Source organism: Pedobacter sp. MR22-3, assembly GCF_026240075.1.
Classification (GTDB): Bacteria; Bacteroidota; Bacteroidia; order Sphingobacteriales; family Sphingobacteriaceae; genus Pedobacter.
In genome coordinates, this window is sequence record NZ_JAPIVF010000001.1 from 384,350 (window position 1) to 401,567 (window position 17,218).

A 17,218-nucleotide genomic window follows, 5' to 3' on the forward strand; every position below is an offset into this window, starting at 1 on the left:
TAAATGGTTAAGTTTATTTTGATTTACTTATAAAAGTTTCCGGTGGACCAAGAAAACTTGGCTTCAGGCCACCCAGGTCGAGTACCAGTTTCTGTAATACCACTCCCGGGTTTATCATCCAGTATTTAAGGGTATGCCTGCCGCTTTTTTTGAAATTCACGGCTGTTTTGAAGATCTTGATATTATCGGCTACTGATCGTCGCCAGGCGGGATCTGTTTGATATCCGGCACTGATATTGACGATCACTGGTGGTTCATCATCAATGGAAACGGCAAATTTTAATCCATCACTATTGGTAAAATCAATGGTAGGTGAAATATAAGTATGAAGGTTAAATGTACCTGCGCGGTTAAGATAAAGATCATACGCCAGATGCGGGGTATTGGCATCCAGGTTTTGAGCAGGTGATGTAACCGGAACCGGAAGCACTCCTCCTGTGGTTTTTCCGTAGTTCGGGATGGTTTTCCAAAATATCGGGCGGTTGCTCATTGCCCTGCTGTAATTTGGTGCTTCCATAGAAATATAACCGTCGCGTTCTGCAAAAGCATTTACAATTTGATTCGTATATGTTGCATGATTTAACGATAAAGGAACACTTAATTTTGTTCCATCACTTCCGGTTATCATAAGGTTTGCCTGTGTTTTCCCTTTTGGTGCCCTGCCCCAGTCAATACTGATCCAGATTCTCTTCTCCTCATTTAAGATTCCTTTTGCCGTGCTCAGTTTAACATGCGACGGAGCCTTTATCTGATAGTGTACAGAACCATTACCCTTGTTAAATAATTCAATATAATGTGATGAATTGATATCATGATCAAAAGTTGGAACAGCAACATTTACTTTTTCATTGCTTACCCAGGAAGAATCACTCCCTTCAATGGCCAGCCCCATTTGTGGCTTAGTTTGCGCCGAGCCGGAAGTCTGCCTTATCGTTTTTGGAATAGCATTCTTTTCAGGTTGCTGCCAGGAGGTATAGCCAATATGGGTTTGATCCATCATGTGGTTCCATTTTCCATTGGCCATGGTTTTGTTATAATATTGGGTGATTTCTTCATCACGTTTATACCATGCTGCAACCTGATCAGCCATTGCATTTGTGGCGAAACGACCTTGTTTGGCATAAAGCTTATTCTTGGCCACATGATAATAAAGGTTGTAAAGGTTCGCGCTGGCCTCTACCGGATGCATGACCAGCTGATAATAAGCATCCTTTTGCTCGGCCGGGATCCGATCAAAAATGAATCTGGCCTTTTGCTCCAGTTTCTGGTAATCTGCAACTACATTTTCAAATTCATTGTAATTGGTTAAGCTGTAGGTACGGTCATTCAGCAATTCTGGCTTTACCCGACCGTTATATTTGGAGTAAAGGTCAAGTATTTCAGCAATTTCCACAGCATAGGTTTTATCAAATTGTTGTGCAGACCAATCGATGGTATATTGCTTCAGTTTTTCTGCGGGGATGGCATCTGGTGCCCATGCATAATCCAGGAAGAATGAAATGGGGAATTCCATTGGTTTCAAATCACCTACATTTACAATCCAGATCTGACTCGCATTATACTCGTAAGCGAGATTCATCTGCTCCCAGATTTTTTGGATGGGATTGGTATTGATCCACTTATAATTTCGTGGATCGCCCACATAATCAAAGTGATAATAAATGCCATAACCACCTTTTCTGGGTGCCTCATTAAGCTTGGGCAGTTTCCTGATATTGCCCCAGTTATCGTCACAAAGCAGTAAGGTAACATCATCAGGCACCCGCATGCCCTTATCATAATAGGCCTGTACTTCTTTATAGAGTGCCCATAATTGAGGTGTTTCAGAAGCGGGTTTTTTCGTTACTTTTTCAATGATTTCACGCTGGTCTTTCACGATTTTTTCCAGTAATGCGGTAGCCGTTCCGGCTGTCATCGGTTCATCTCCGTCACCACGCATACCGACTGTTATGATCTGCTCCTTATCAGCCACACGCTTCAAACCACTTTCCCAAAAGGCCCGCAGCTGTTCGGGATTCTGATCATAATTCCATTTGCCACCTTTATATCTTTTCCATTCATCATGTGCCCTGGCCAAAGGTTCATGGTGCGAAGTCCCGATTACTACACCATATTCATCAGCCAAAACCGGATTCATGGGATCATCATCGTTAAAAGCGCTGCCCCACATGGCTGGCCAAAGGTAATTGCCTTTTAAACGCAGAATCAATTCAAATACTTTACTATAAAATTTGCTGTTGAAGCCCCCAAATTCCTTTTTGCTCCAGCCCGAAAGTGCCGGAGCTTCATCATTAAGAAATATGCCACGGTACTTTACAGCAGGCGAAGCAATAATATGCCTGCCTGAAATGGCAAAAAGCGCTTCACTTTTTTTAACCGGAACATCTGCCCAGTAGTACCATGGTGAAACACCCATCTGCCCGGATAATTCATATATCCCATAAATGGTTCCACGTTTATCACTGCCAGCAATCACCAGTGCTGAATCTATTCCCGGCGCAGGATTCATCACCACTTCAATCAAGGTGCTTTCCCACTTACCTGCCACACCGGCTACATTAATTTTACCATCCTGAATTAACTGATCAATAATATTGCTCTTTCCTATGGTACCTATAATAATGGCGGTATTGGCTGTTTTATCGCTTAGAAAAGCTGGCTTTAAGCCGGTAACTTTTTCAACATCCACCTGAAGATTAGTAGCGGCCCGGATAACGCCAGGCCATTCATTTCCACTTACCAGAATAGAAGATACCATGCCTTTGCCTGCCAGTGCAAAACTTCCCTTAACATAGCTTTTTGAAATGAATGGATCAACACCTGCAGCCTGACTGATGGCTTTGCAACCGAGGAATATCATAATAAGAACTAGTTTCTTCATCTGGTTAATCTTTAAAGTTAATGACTTCCTGATAGGCCTTTTTAGGCTGGAAATGCCCATCGAAAAGCAACGGATAATTTTTTCTTCCAGCTACCGGATAATTATCCAGCCATGAATAGCGGTCGGAGATATTCCAGAATGTGACATTGGTAATGACATTTTTATATTGGCGGAAAATTTTAAAAACCATCGCATATTTATCCCGTTGTGCTTTTTCCAGTTCGGGCGTAAACACGTCCGATTCGCCTGGTCTGCGGGCACGTTTATTTTTTTCCCATGGATAAATGGAAATATCGAGTTCCGTAAGCTGGATGTTAAGTCCGAGTGATGAATAGCTTTCTATGGCTGTCCTAAGTTCATCTTCGCCAGGCTCCTGCACAGACCAGTGTGCCTGTAAACCTATGCCATCAATTGGTACACCTTTATCTTTTAAACTTTTTAGTAGTTTATAAATTCTTTCCCGTTTTTCAGGCCTTTCGGTATTATAATCATTGTAAAAAAGTTTAGCGTCAGGATCGGCCTCGTGTGCATATTCAAATGCCTTTACAATAAATTCTTCACCACAGATCTGGAACCATTTAGATTTTCTTAAATATTCTTTTGGATCATCATCTATGGCTTCATTAACAACATCCCAAGCATAAATTTTTCCCTTATATCGACTTACGACCGCAGTAATGTGTGTTTTTAATCTTTGCAGCAATACTGTTTTGGTCACTTCTTTACCTTCATGATCTTTGAAAAGCCAATCTGGAGCTTGCTCATGCCAGCATAAATTATGGCCGCGAACTTTAATGCCGTTTCTTTGTGCGAAATTGATGATAGAATCAGCTTCTTTCCAGTAAAAAACACCCTCTCTGGGCTGCAGAGAAGCCATTTTCATTGCATTTTCTGCAGTAATGCTATTGAACTGTTTTTTGATCAGCGGCACCGCGTTTCCGGCAAGGTCTTTCATGCCTAACGCCACACCAATTGAAAAATAAGATTGATAGAAGTCTTTTAAGCCACGCTGATCTGAGGAATAATTAACCATGTTTTGCGGCGATTTGCAGGAGTTCAGCATCATTATTAACGGAAAATAAATCCATAATACTGATCCCATAAATCTTAAGAATTTACACTTCCTGCTCATGCTATACCTGGTTTGATAAAATTATACCCGTACTAAAGTATAACTATTTACCTCAAACAGCAATCGGTTGCACATATTTACTGTTTTCTTGATCAAATGAGCAACTCCCCCATCCAGCCAGAACCATTTCAACTTCCCAACTCATCAGCTAAGCCGCTATCCGCACACCTTACCAACTCCGCTATTCCTTTGCCAAAGGAACCTCCACACCTACGGGTCCGCTGGGCTCACTTTCGTTCTTGAGGCGGTCTAAGGCCGTTACCAGATAGCTATAACGCTTTCCATTTTCTATACCGGTATCTATAAACGAGACATAATCTTCAAAACTGATTCTGATGATGTTTTTCGGATCAAGAACAGAGATCTTTTCTCCTTCTGCAAAGCGATAAATCACATAACCTGATGCCGTTTCCCCGTCTTTAGCCTTTAATGGTTTCTCCCATTTTAAATGAACACCATCTTTAAGTGCATCGGCTGATAATTGTTGTGGCTGATTGGGCGGTACTTCATCCAGCCAGGGCATTTGCGGCGGTAAAGCCTGGTATTTATAATAATTATTTTTTAGTGAGTCGGCCAAAGATCTTGCCACTGTACTTAATGATTTGGAACTAAAATACACACTGCCCTGAATGCGGCTGTTCTCTCTTAAATACCGGATCTGATTGGGTATTTCAGCAGGGTTACTCCAGGCTTTCTCTGCACGTGAATTTACCAGATAGGCAGCCTGCCCGATGTATACATGCCTGCCATAGCTATTGTTGCTCCACCAATCAACCAGTGTACCGAAAGGTGCAACCCTCCTGGTAAAAGAGAAATAAATCTGCGGATTGATATAATCTACCCAGCCTTCTTTTACCCATTTCCGGCTATCGGCAAAAAGTTCCGCATAATTGGATAAGCCACTGGTAGCAGAACCTTCCGGATCTTCGTTTTTATTCCGCCAGATTCCAAAAGGGCTGACGCCGAATTTTACCCATTTTTTATAATGATGAACACTGTCATCTATTTCTTTAATCAAGAGGTTAACATTATTCCTTCTCCAGTCTCTGATATCAGTAAAGTCTTCTTTGTATTTATTGAATGTTTCCGAATCATTAATGGTTTGTCCTTCAAGTTTATAGGGATAAAAATAATCATCAAAATGGATCCCATCCACATCATACTCCTTTACTACATCTAAAATAACCTGAACAATATATGCCCTGACATCAGGTATTCCCGGATCAAAATGCTTTTTACCACCATAAGTAAAAAACCAATCGGGGTGTTTTCTGATGGCATGATTTTCACTGAACACAGTGCTGCTACTCATGCTGGCTCGGTAAGGATTAAACCATGCATGCAGTTCCATCCCCCTGATATGAGATTCTTTAATGGCGAAAGCTAAAGGATCATATCCAGGTGCCGGAGCCAAACCTTGCCTTCCCATTAACCACTGGCTCCAGGGCTCCCTTGATTTGGCATAAAAAGCATCGCCGGCAGGCCGTACCTGTAAAATAATGGCATTCATGCCCTGTGATTTATGGCGTTCAAGAATACCGATCAGCTCCTGCTTTTGCTGGTCAACGCTTAATCCTGGCCTTGAGGGCCAGTCGATATTGGTCACCGTGGCAACCCAAACGCCCCTGAACTCTCTTTTTGGTGCAATTTTTGATGGTGGTTGAGCATTTAATATATATGGTAGTGTAGTTACAATTAAAAGTGCGTATAGAAAGTTTTTAAGCATTATTCTGTCTTATTTTTTATTCAGGATGTTTTATTTGTGTGTGTAATACAAATGAATCTTAGCAATTAAACGATTTTTTTTAAAAACTCTTATAAATTTTATTAATAATTCTATTTTGCGCCCTGCTAAATTAATTGTACCCCTTATACCTATGGGAGAACAAAAGTATATTAATTTAAGAAGATACAGCATTATTAAGAATGGAACCACAAAAGATTAATAAGGGAGATAGGAATAAAATCTACTTTCTGATCATTGTTATTGCGGCACTTGTCGGAACAAACGCTTATTTATTTTTTAAAGACAGACAACAGAGCAAAAAGTTTGTAACAGTAAGTACAGAAAAAGATAAACTTCGTTTAGAAGTGGAGAAAATTGAAGTAGAGCTTGACAAAGTAAATGCACTGAATCTTGATTTAAATGAAAAACTCGTAGAAGAGCAGCAACTGGCCAGAAAGAAAATTGAAGAACTTAAACTTGCTTTAGAAAAAGGAGAGATTACCCAGGGCGAACTGGATAAAGCCAATACCCAGATTAGTGAGCTGAAGGTTTTTGTGAAGAATTATAATGATCAGATTATCCAGCTTCAGAAAGACAATATTTTCCTGAAAAACAGCCGAGACAGCCTGGAGAATACCTTAAGAAACATCAGCAATAGAGCTTCAGGCTTAGAAGATGAAAATGCCAGTCTTAGTGCCAAGGTTAAAACTGCAGCGGCATTAAAGCTGCAGAATGCAGAAATCTTTGCTTTTAGGACAAAATCGAGCGGAAAAAAAGTTCAGGTTAGCAAATCTTCAGCTGCAGAAAAGTTAAGCGTTCGCTTTACTATTATCCCAAATGAGCTTGCAGAAAAGGGCCACCACAACATCTACCTGCGGGTATTTGACCCTGCAGGGAATTTACTGGCTGATGACGGAGATCGTTTTGAGGCCGATGGCCAGGAGATGCAGTTTAGTCATTCCATCTATATAGACTACAATAATGACAACAGCTCTTACGTGATCGATTGGAAGAATCCAAAATCATTCATGAAAGGAATTTATACTGTTATTTTATATACTAATGGCAATACAATGGGGAAAGCCCAGGTAGAATTAAGATAAGGCCTTTATGCCAGTGGATATGTAAGATAAAACGTAGTACCCACATCAGGCACTGAAGTAAAACTTATCTCGCCACCCGCATTTTCTACAGCCTGCTTGACAAAAGCAAGCCCCAAACCAGTTCCGGAAGTTTTAGTGGTAAAATTTGGTACAAAAATTTTATCGTGTAATACCAGTGGAATTCCTTTTCCGTTGTCTTTGATTTCTACAAAAGCATGCGATTTATCGTTGTATAAAACCACCGTTACGCAACAGTGTTCATTGCCTTCAATCGCCTCAATGGCATTTTTAAACAAGTTATTAAAACTCCTCAATAACTGGTCATGATCTGCCAGGATATAAATCTGCTGACTGGATTTATTCAGCAGGTTTATTTCTGCATTACCGGTATTTTTGTACACTTCTCTGGCCTGCTCCAGTACCGGCAGAATCTCTATTTTCTCCAGATTGGTATCAGGCATTTTGGCAAAATTTGAGAATTCAGAGGCTATTTTAGAAAGGCTGTCTATCTGTTCAATGAATGATTTACTAAACTTTTTAAACTTAACCTCAAAATTGGGATCATTTTCCCGCCAGGATTTCTCCAGCAGCTGAACACCCAGTTTTAGCGGAGTGAGCGGGTTTTTAATTTCATGTGCCACCTGCTTGGCCATCTCCCGCCAGGCACTTTCCCTTTCAGAGCGGGCAAGCTTCACCGCGCTGGCCTCAAGCGCCGCAATCATGCTGTTATACTCTTTAATCAGCGATCCGATTTCATCATGTCTCCGCCATACAATAGGCTCGTTACGTTGTCCGATCCTGGTTCGGCTAATGCTTTCCTGGATAAAAGTTAACGGACTCGTAATCTGATTGGCCAGGAATACGGCTAAAACGCCCACCGCAACAAACACGAGTGCATAAATATTGATCAGGTTACTGACGAAAAGTGCAATCTTATCAGAATATTCCTCTTCATTGGAATAATTAGGTAAACCAATGTAAGCGATGGTTTCATTCTGTGCATTGCGAATAGGCGCATATGCAGCTGCGTAAGTCAGGTTGCCCACCTTTTCTTCCGGGTTAATATATTCTGACCGTTTGAGCTGGGTAAGATAGGTATATGCCAGTGGCCCCATCTTTTTACCAATCACCTTATAATTGTATAACTTGGGATAGGTTGTCATGATCAGGTTGCCTTTTGTATCATAAAGATTCAGGTCGGCATTATTGATATCTGCAAAGTTGTTAAAATCTGCAACGGCATTTTCGTCATCATTAATCCCCCCGCTAAATACCTGTTTCTCAAAATTTTGCTGTACTTTTCTGATCTTATCTTTAATGGCGGCATTTTGCTGTCCCCTGTATTCATTGTCCATGTAATAATAAGTTACCCAGCCTACAATGAGTAAGGTAGCTACAACAGAGAGCACAATGGATACCTGAATACGGGTTTTGTACAATATTTTGTTGGCATTAATCATGAGTGAGCGGTTAATGCTAAACCAGCCTACCCGTTCATCATCCAGGTTTTTAATGAGCCACACCAACCCGTAAAGTAATAAGGAGAAAATGATAAAAACGAGAAAGAAGAAAGACAAAGCCGCCAAACGCTCCACATAACCCACCTTTTCCTTGCTGATGACCACCATTTTATTATCCGAAGGCTTGTAAATCAGGTGACTGTATGGAAGTGCGCTATCACTACTGCTTACAAAATCATCCTTTTTGCCCTTAAAATTATGCCCGTCTAATGGATAGGTATAGTTTCCAGATTGATTTAAAAGACGGTTATTGTTATAGAAGGCGATGGAATAACCCCTGAAGTCTTCATCTCTGATCAACTTCTGATCGCCAAGTAAGTCAGGTAATTTATTATTATAATTATACGGTTTCGAACGGAGTTCAACAACCAGCGTACCCAATAACGACCCATGGTCTATCACAGATATAATACCGAAATAGTCCTGATAACCAAAGGTATTGTTCACCTGGTAAAAATAATTACCTCCGTTAATTTTAACGGACCCTGATTCAACCAGTTCTTTATATTTTGAAAAAGGCTGGCTTCTCACATTATCAATGCTCTGTCCGTTTCTGTTATAAGGATAAATCTGATAATCATAACGGGATAAGTACCCGTCCATGTAATTTTTAATGTGGTTTTTTAATACGGTATAATTGGTAACGGCGCCTTGTTTAAAATAACGCACCAAAAACTCATCATTAAGCAATTGTGATTCGAATACACCTAGCGAGATAATGGCATTAGGATCTTCTGACGACTGAATTTTGCGGGCCAGCGGTTCACGGAGGCTGCGTTCTTTTATATCCTTATATTTAATGTATTTAATGGATGTATTGAAAGCCAGGCAGAAAAAAACAATGGCAAATAAACCAACCGAGAACCTGATTCCCTGTACATAGATTCCTCTTGCGATGATAAACAGAATAAGTGCAAAAACAATAAAAAAGGCAGTAAAATCTGTTAAGGCTTTGTATACAAACAGTGCGGCAAAGGCGGTCAAAAAGATAATCAGCCTTTCTTTGTTCGTAACCTTCAAAGATAACGTTATTGTAGCAGTGATTACCGTAATCAGATAGATCTGAAACCATACCAAACACAGGATCACAATACTGACCCAGCTTGAGCCGCTTAACTTTAAAATGTTAATAATCTCGAAATTGATTTTGGAATTATAAATAAGCCCGAAAAAGACCTCATCACTATAATAAGCTATAATGCCGATGAAAATCAGTAAAATCGCATGGATGAGGATACCCAGTACTTTACTCCTTTTGATCCATCCGGCAAACTGGTATTCCTCTTTGTGGTTGTATACAAACAGTAAAAACCAGGTTAAAGAAAATACATTCAGCATGAAATCACCAAGAGAAGGCATGAGAAAACTATCTCCATAAATTCGCGGATCAAACAGTGATAGCGAAAAATGGTGGTTAAACCAACCGTAATATAAATCTGAAAACCGGAACAAAGCAAAGAACGCCAGTAACAGAAAAGTACCTGAAACAAGATAGCCCTTTTTGGCAATCAGTGCGCTTAATGAATTAAAAAACATGCAGATACACAGCATGCCGCCAATAAACAGCCAGAGCTGTGTAACCGAATAATAATCGTTGCTATATCCTGGTTTTATCTTTAGTCCGAACAAAAATTTGTTATCCAGGCTTTTGATGACATAAACATCCTTATCAGTAAAAGAAGCCAGCGTTAGTATTTTCGAATTCGTCAGAGACGGATCAATGTCATTTTTAAAATATGGTGTTTCCCTAAACGGGTATTGAGATTGGATGCTAATCAGAAAAACAAAACAAAAGCTGCCTTCTGAATGCTTAATTACTTCATACCATCCATTATAAAAGAACAATACGGATTTTCCTTCTTTTACCCTGGAAAGATCGAAATCTGTTACTTTATAGGAACTCCAGAATTTAAGTTGGTTATGTTGAAAAGTTAAAAGGTTGATTCCTTTATTTTTCCTGTAAGTATTTAAAAAATCAATGGCACCTTTCGGGTTATGATGCAGTTGCTTCGCTTTCTGTACTTCTTTTTTATTGGAAAGAAAATCTTCTACATTCTTTTCCTTAATCAGCAGGTTAGTTTGAACTTCCCTGGCATATCTTTCCAGCAGCTCAGATTTGGTAGTAAATTTGCTTAATGTGATAGAGGTTGTAATCAGGCAACAGGCTAATACAAACAGCAGAAATCTAATTTTTACACCAAAGCTCAATGTCATTAATTTTGATAAAGGTAAATATAGATAAAAACAGCACCACAAATATTTTGTTTATGGTGCTGTTTAGAAATATCAGGCAATAGTTGCGCTACTGGTTTGCACTTCCCGGCTTACCTTTTTTACCAATCCTTGTAAAACATTACCCGGGCCTGCTTCTACAAATTCTGTAGCCTGGTCTGCCAGCATATGTTCAACAGTTTGCGTCCACCGTACAGCACCTGTTAACTGCTTAATCAAATTTTCCTTAATCTTTACCGGATCAGTATAGGGCTTAGCATCAACATTCTGATAAACCGGACAAACCGGAGCAGAAATATTGGTGGCTTCAATGGCGGCCTGCAGTTCAATTTTAGCAGGCTCCATTAAAGGAGAGTGGAATGCTCCGCCAACATTAAGTTTGAGAGCTCTTTTTGCACCGACTTCCGTTAATTTAGCACAAGCCAGGTCAATTCCTTCAATGCTGCCCGAAATAACCAGCTGGCCCGGGCAGTTATAATTTGCCGGAACAACAACTGCATCGATTTCAGCACAGATTTTTTCAACTACATCATCGGCCAAGCCTAAAATTGCAGCCATAGTAGAGGGTTGGGCCTCGCAGGCCTTCTGCATAGCATTTGCACGGGCTATAACCAATTTAAAGCCATCTTCAAAAGACAGTGCATCTGCAGCAACCAATGCAGAAAATTCACCTAAGGAGTGACCGGCCACCATATCTGGTTTAAAATCATCACCTAAAACCTTTGCTAAAATAACAGAATGCAAGAAGATTGCAGGTTGTGTTACATTGGTTTGTTTAAGTTCTTCATCCGTTCCGCCGAACATGATATCGCTGATGCGGAAACCGATAATTTCATTTGCTTTCTCAAATAATTCAGCAGCTTTCGGGTGATTATAAAGGTCTTTACCCATGCCTACGAATTGTGCCCCTTGTCCGGGAAAAATATATGCTTTCATTATAATTTAGGTTTGGCGGCTCGCGTTTCAGCGTGGAGCGGCTCACTTCAACGCCTTACTTGATACCAACTACTTAATACTTTTAACTTGATACCTCTTATTAATCTAAACTCGCCGTAATCAGCCTTAAAAATTCAGACCTTGTTTTATCGTTACTTAAAAATGTACCGGTAAAAGCAGAAGTGGTGGTAACGGAGTTTTGTTTTTGAACACCACGCATAGACATGCATAAATGCTTACATTCCATTACTACTGCAACTCCCATAGGGTTTAATGTATTTTGAATACAGTCTCTGATTTCATTGGTTAAACGTTCCTGAACCTGTAAACGGCGGGCAAAAGCATCCACAATTCGTGGAATTTTACTTAAACCCACAATATGCCCGTTGGGAATGTAAGCAATATGGGCTTTTCCAAAAAATGGCAGCATGTGGTGCTCGCACATGGAATATACCTCAATATCTTTTACCACAACCATCTGGCTGTATTCCTCTTTAAACATTGCAGATTTTAAAATCTCATCCGGCTTTAAATCATAACCATGGGTTAAGTATTGTAAGGCTTTGGCCACGCGCTCTGGCGTTTTCACCAAACCTTCACGCTCAGGGTCTTCACCCAGCTGACTTAAAATATCTTTATAATGGGAGGCTACAGCTTCAATTTTATCATCGTTATAGCGATCTATTTTTACATAGCCATCTATCGATTCTCCTTTTAATACATCTTTAGTGCTCATTAATATGGGGTTTTAACCAAAGTATTCAACAAAGTTATTTTCGGTTTCGTAGATTTTAACGCAATGTAAAATCGCACCGCTTTCAGCAATCGGAGCCAGTAGCTGATTCCAGATTTCTATGGCCAAATTTTCTGTTGAAGCCAGCTTGCCTTTCATAAAGTCTACATCAAGGTTAAGGTTTTTATGGTCAACCTTATCTACAACATAATTGTTCATCACATCTTTCAACCACTTTAAATCTACCAGGAAACCCGTTTCCGGATTAACTTCACCTTTCACTGTAACATATAACCAATAATTATGACCATGCCAGTTCGGGTTTGCACACTTGCCATAAACTTCATTATTTTTGTCATCATCCCAATCGGTTCTTGCCAATTTATGGGCCGCATTGAATGATGCTTTTCTCGTTATATAAATCATTACTATTGAATAAACCGCAAATATAATGATAATGCCTTAAGCCTAAACATCAAAGCTTAAAGAAACCGGTGTTTAATCAAACTATCTGCTAAATTTACCTTATGAAAACTTTAATTGTTGCCGCTACCAGAGCCGAACTTGCTTTTTTTTACGAGCACTATCATCTGCCCGAAAAAGATTTTGTAGAAAGCAGGCATTTTGATGTACTCATCACCGGTGTGGGGATGGTGGCAACAGCCTTTGCGCTTGGCCAGCATTTAACCAAAACGTATCAACTTGTACTTAATTTCGGAATTGCCGGTTGCTTTGACCGGAATATAGAATTAGGCACCCTGTTAAATATTACCGAAGATTACTTTGCCGAGCTTGGGGCAGAAAACGGAGATGAATTTCTCTCCATAACTGATTTAGGCTTTGGAGAAAGCCATTTTATAGCCAGAAACAAAGAAAATATTGATTTGCGTTCAGCAACAGGAATAACGGTAAACTGTGTAACAGGAAGTGAAAAAAGCATTAAAAATTTAACGGAAAGATTAAATCCCACTACGGAGAGCATGGAAGGTGCAGCAGTTTTCTACGCCTGTAAGCAGGCTGATATGGATTGTATTCAAATCCGAAGCGTATCAAATTATGTTGAACCACGTAATAAAGAAAACTGGAAAATGGGTTTGGCCATTAAAAATTTAAATAGCTGGGCCATCTCCTTTACTGAGGAAATGAACTCATGATGACGTTTTAGTATTTTACAATCTTTATTTTTGAATTTATGAAACTTACACTCGGATTTTCTCCCTGCCCTAACGATACATTTATATTTGATGCACTTATACACCACAAAATAGATACAGAAGGATTAACATTTGAAGTAAGTTATGATGATGTGGAAACCTTAAATCAGAAAGCTATGAAAGGCCAGCTGGACATCACCAAACTAAGCTTTCATGCCTTTGCTTATGCAGCCAGTCAATATGCATTGCTTGATGCAGGCAGCGCTTTGGGGTTTGGCGTTGGCCCTTTGTTAATTAGCCGTAAGTTTGATCAGCAAACACTAGCCGAAAGATTGAAAACTGATCCCGGGTCTCTTCGCATCGGAATTCCGGGGAAATACACTACAGCTAACTTTTTACTCGGCATCGCCTATCCTGAACTTCAGAATAAGCAGGAAATGGTTTTCTCCGAAATTGAAACCGCTTTGCTCGAAGATGAGATTGACTTAGGCCTGATTATCCACGAAAACAGATTCACTTACCAAAATAAAGGCTTAACCAAAATAGTAGACCTGGGCGATTACTGGGAGAAATTAACAGGTTGCGCCATTCCGTTAGGCGGAATTGTAATTAACAGAACCTTAGACCGTGAGGTGCAATTAAAAGTAAACCGACTGATTCGCCAGTCTGTAGAATATGCTTTCGCCCATCCAAAATCTGGAATTGATTTTATCCGTGAACATGCACAAGCCATGGATGAGGCGGTGATGTATAAACACATTGAACTTTACGTAAATAAGTACAGTATTAACCTGGGAGAAGAAGGACGAAAAGCGGTGGACACCTTATTTAAGCTTGCTCAGGAAAGGAATATTATTCCAGCGATACAGGAAAATTTATACTTATAAAACAGTGAAAGGCTCCATCTATCGAACATGCAGCCTTTCTGTAATACATTCCTTTAAGAGATCCTGAAACAAGTTCAGGAAGACGATTTTAAATTATATTTTTATCATTTTTAGCTCACCAGCAACTTATAACCTTTACCGTGAACATTAATAATCTCTACGTTTGAATCTCCTCTGAGGTATTTCCGCAATTTGCTTAAAAACACATCCATACTTCGCCCGTTAAAGTAATTATCATCATGCCAGATACTTAACAGGGCTTCTTCTCTGGTTAAAACGGTATTTTTCTTTAGGCACAGCAAGCGCAACAATTCTGCTTCTTTAGTTGAAAGCTTTTGTTGTTGTTCGTGATGGGTGATAATTTGTGTGGTATAATCAAAATGATATTCGCCAATGGTAAATTGCGTTTCTGGTACTTCTTCAGTTTGGCCACCCTTGCTCGCCACCCTTTTAAACATGGCATTAATCCGGAGTAGCAGTTCTTCAATACGGAATGGCTTGGTAATATAATCATCACCACCTAAATCATAGGCAGCCGACTTATCTTCGAGCATGGTTTTAGCGGTAGCAAAGATAATGGGAACATGTGCATTCACTTTCCTGACATCCTTACCCAAGGTAAATCCGTCTTTTTTTGGCATCATCACATCGAAAATACAAAGGTCAAAGTTTTGCTTGTTAAAAGCCTTTAAACCTTCCTCGCCATCATTGCATAACACCACATCAAACTTGCCTTTTAACTGCAAATAATCTTGTAATAATAAACCTAAGTTTGGATCGTCCTCTACCAGAAGTATTTTTTTCATTTTCTTGATTTTATTCACGTATGCAGCTTGGCTACACTAAATGTTTGATTCTGAATATGCATGGTGGTTTAATGCTTACAGCGATTAACACCACAATTTTTGATAAATTTTGTAAGCAAAAGCAATTTGTATTGCCCAACAACACTTATCTGCCAATATATTTTGATTTATAAAGGTAAAGATATTTCAAATGTTGTTCCTTTATCCTTCTCGCTGCTCACTTTTATGGTACCATTTAACTTTTTAATAATATCCTGAACATAATTCAGGCCCAGGCCAAAACCTTTTACATCATGCAAATTACCAGTAGGCACACGGTAAAACTGGTCGAAAATTCTTTTAGATTGTTCCTTGGTCATCCCTATCCCCCGGTCAGAGATTTCGATAATCAAATGTTTATTGGTATTTCTGGTCGAAATAGTAATCTCAGGTACCTCTGCGCTATATTTATTGGCATTATCAATCAGATTATAGAGCACGTTGGAGAGGTGCAGTTCATCACCATAAATAACGGCATTTGCAGCTTCGGTATGAAGGTTGATGACGGCGTTACGCTTTTGAAGCTGCAGTTCCATACTGTCTAAAACAATAATAATCAGGTCATTCATATCCACCTCAGTGTTTTCCATTTTAAGCTCTCCTTTTTCCAATCTGGCGATACTTAAAACCCGTTCGATATGACTACCCAAACGCACATTTTCATCATATATAATATTGGCTAGCCTGCTCAATCTGCTTTTATCTTCAGTAACCTCCGGGTCTTTGAGTGCCTCACTGGCAATCATGATGGTGGCTACAGGCGTTTTAAACTCATGCGTCATATTGTTGATGAAATCAGTCTTCATCTCCGATATTTTTTTCTGTTTCAGAATGGCATAAAGCGTATAAGAAAATATAAATACCAGCACCAAAAGCAAACCCACTGATGAAGCCAGGGTTGCACTTAAGTTTGATACAATGGCAGAATTTTTATTGGGGAAGCTTACAATCAAAGTTCCGGGATCCCGGAACAAATCATTACCAAAAAGCGGAATTTTATAGGTATTCTCCGGTAAAAACTCTTTTTTAACATTAGCCGCTTCGATAAATAAAACAGAATCTTTTTTCGCGAGTGATATCTTATAAGAGGGTTTCTGGTTAATGTTATGTGTGAGCAGTTCTTCTTTCAGTAAGGTACCGAGTACCTCAAAATTAATGCGTTTGTATAAGGGCACATTGATTTCCTGTAACTCTTTGGAAACATCTTCTACCATGCTTAAGCGTGTGTAGGAGAAAGTATCCTTTCCAAGTGACGCAATTTTAAGCTCCAGCCGTTTTTTGGCAATTTCATCCTCCCGTTTGAATTTTTTCTCCAGATCATCCGAAATTTTTGGTAATCCAACCAGCAGTGGGTTTCCGGTCATTGGGTCGGCCACCAAATACCTGATCGTATCCGGAAGGTTTTGAGGGGTTCTGAAATTAAACGTTTTTGAACCAGGTGAAATGAGCTTGGTCCGCATGCTGTACCCCTTCAGGTTTAAGCTGTTCAGGTCCACCAGCGCATCTACTTCCACATCCAGGCGCGTACCGGTTAGAGATGCCTTTGGTGCTGAAAGCGATTTAAATTCATTTTCAGAAATCAGCTTTGGCCCGCGGTATGAAACTCTGATAATGCTGTCCTGCTGGTTCAGGTAGTTTTCAATCTGGCTTTCCCTTTCGGCCTGCCGCAGTTCAGATTCCTGCGCATACTGTTGCCTTAAATCTTTAATGTCAAGCGCCCTTTGCCTGGAATCCTGTAATTGCCTCAGTTTATTTTCAGCATCCTTTTTATTCAGGTGATCGGCTACATTTAAACGTTCTACTTTTTTAACCACATTGGCTAAAGTCTGGTTTATCTGTTCATCAAAAAGCTGAGATTTCAGTTGATAAGCTTCCCTGATGTAATACAACTGCATCACGAAAACACCCAGTAGTGCCACGGTCATTAAAACAGTTATAAACCAAAAGCTTCTTTTTTTCATGAATCGGTATTGCCTAACCTTTAAAAGAGATAACAGAAAGGGATTTTAAATTAATCAGATATCAAAAATAGTGATTAGGGAAATGAGAAGATTGTTTTTAACATATTT

At 39.6% G+C, this 17,218-nt stretch carries 12 protein-coding genes; 3 read left to right on the forward strand and 9 right to left on the reverse strand.

The genetic code is table 11. The features are described from left to right. Positions 1-13 precede the first annotated feature (13 nt). The 3 genes from OQ267_RS01730 to OQ267_RS01740 all read right to left on the reverse strand — a co-directional run bounded on the left by OQ267_RS01730 (position 14) and on the right by OQ267_RS01740 (position 5,739). Positions 14-2,881, reverse strand: coding sequence for a glycosyl hydrolase 115 family protein (locus OQ267_RS01730; protein WP_265834667.1), 2,868 nt, complete (start codon positions 2,879-2,881; stop codon positions 14-16). A 4-nt stretch (positions 2,882-2,885) separates the two neighbouring features. Further along, a complete protein-coding gene (locus tag OQ267_RS01735; protein WP_265834668.1) occupies positions 2,886-3,983 on the reverse strand; it encodes an endo-1,4-beta-xylanase in 1,098 nt (365 codons plus the stop codon). 211 nt (positions 3,984-4,194) lie between these two features. Further along, positions 4,195-5,739: a glycoside hydrolase family 10 protein gene (locus tag OQ267_RS01740; RefSeq protein ID WP_088299843.1), complete on the reverse strand. Its 1,545-nt coding sequence runs from the start codon at positions 5,737-5,739 to the stop codon at positions 4,195-4,197. Positions 5,740-5,939: 200 nt separating this feature from the next. On the opposite strand from OQ267_RS01740, the gene OQ267_RS01745 reads away from it, so the two are divergent. Beyond that, positions 5,940-6,842 carry a hypothetical protein gene (locus tag OQ267_RS01745; RefSeq protein WP_088299844.1) on the forward strand — a complete coding sequence of 301 codons (903 nt, stop codon included), beginning with the start codon at positions 5,940-5,942 and terminating at the stop codon, positions 6,840-6,842. A gap of 5 nt (positions 6,843-6,847) precedes the next feature. On the opposite strand, the gene OQ267_RS01750 is transcribed toward OQ267_RS01745, so the two are convergent. The 4 genes from OQ267_RS01750 to OQ267_RS01765 all read right to left on the reverse strand — a co-directional run bounded on the left by OQ267_RS01750 (position 6,848) and on the right by OQ267_RS01765 (position 12,689). After that, positions 6,848-10,576 carry a sensor histidine kinase gene (locus tag OQ267_RS01750; protein ID WP_265834669.1) on the reverse strand — a complete coding sequence of 1,243 codons (3,729 nt, stop codon included), beginning with the start codon at positions 10,574-10,576 and terminating at the stop codon, positions 6,848-6,850. 72 nt (positions 10,577-10,648) lie between these two features. Next, a complete protein-coding gene (gene fabD, locus OQ267_RS01755; protein ID WP_265819299.1) occupies positions 10,649-11,530 on the reverse strand; it encodes an ACP S-malonyltransferase in 882 nt (293 codons plus the stop codon). Positions 11,531-11,630: 100 nt separating this feature from the next. After that, on the reverse strand, positions 11,631-12,266 hold the full coding sequence (gene folE, locus OQ267_RS01760) for a GTP cyclohydrolase I FolE (protein ID WP_088299847.1): 636 nt from the start codon (positions 12,264-12,266) through the stop codon (positions 11,631-11,633). Between the two features lie 12 nt (positions 12,267-12,278). After that, positions 12,279-12,689 carry a 6-pyruvoyl trahydropterin synthase family protein gene (locus OQ267_RS01765; RefSeq protein ID WP_088299848.1) on the reverse strand — a complete coding sequence of 137 codons (411 nt, stop codon included), beginning with the start codon at positions 12,687-12,689 and terminating at the stop codon, positions 12,279-12,281. A gap of 101 nt (positions 12,690-12,790) precedes the next feature. Between OQ267_RS01765 and mqnB the strand changes: the two genes are divergently transcribed. Then, entirely contained in the window at positions 12,791-13,417 is a 627-nt protein-coding gene (gene mqnB, locus OQ267_RS01770; RefSeq protein WP_088299849.1) for a futalosine hydrolase, read from the forward strand. 38 nt (positions 13,418-13,455) lie between these two features. Next, positions 13,456-14,304: a menaquinone biosynthesis family protein gene (locus OQ267_RS01775; RefSeq protein WP_265834670.1), complete on the forward strand. Its 849-nt coding sequence runs from the start codon at positions 13,456-13,458 to the stop codon at positions 14,302-14,304. Between the two features lie 110 nt (positions 14,305-14,414). Here OQ267_RS01775 and OQ267_RS01780 read toward each other — a convergent pair whose 3' ends face one another. Then, positions 14,415-15,110, reverse strand: coding sequence for a response regulator transcription factor (locus OQ267_RS01780; protein WP_265834671.1), 696 nt, complete (start codon positions 15,108-15,110; stop codon positions 14,415-14,417). A gap of 167 nt (positions 15,111-15,277) precedes the next feature. After that, positions 15,278-17,110, reverse strand: a complete 1,833-nt coding sequence (locus tag OQ267_RS01785) for a sensor histidine kinase (RefSeq protein ID WP_265834672.1) — start codon at positions 17,108-17,110, stop codon at positions 15,278-15,280. Positions 17,111-17,218: the final 108 nt, after the last annotated feature.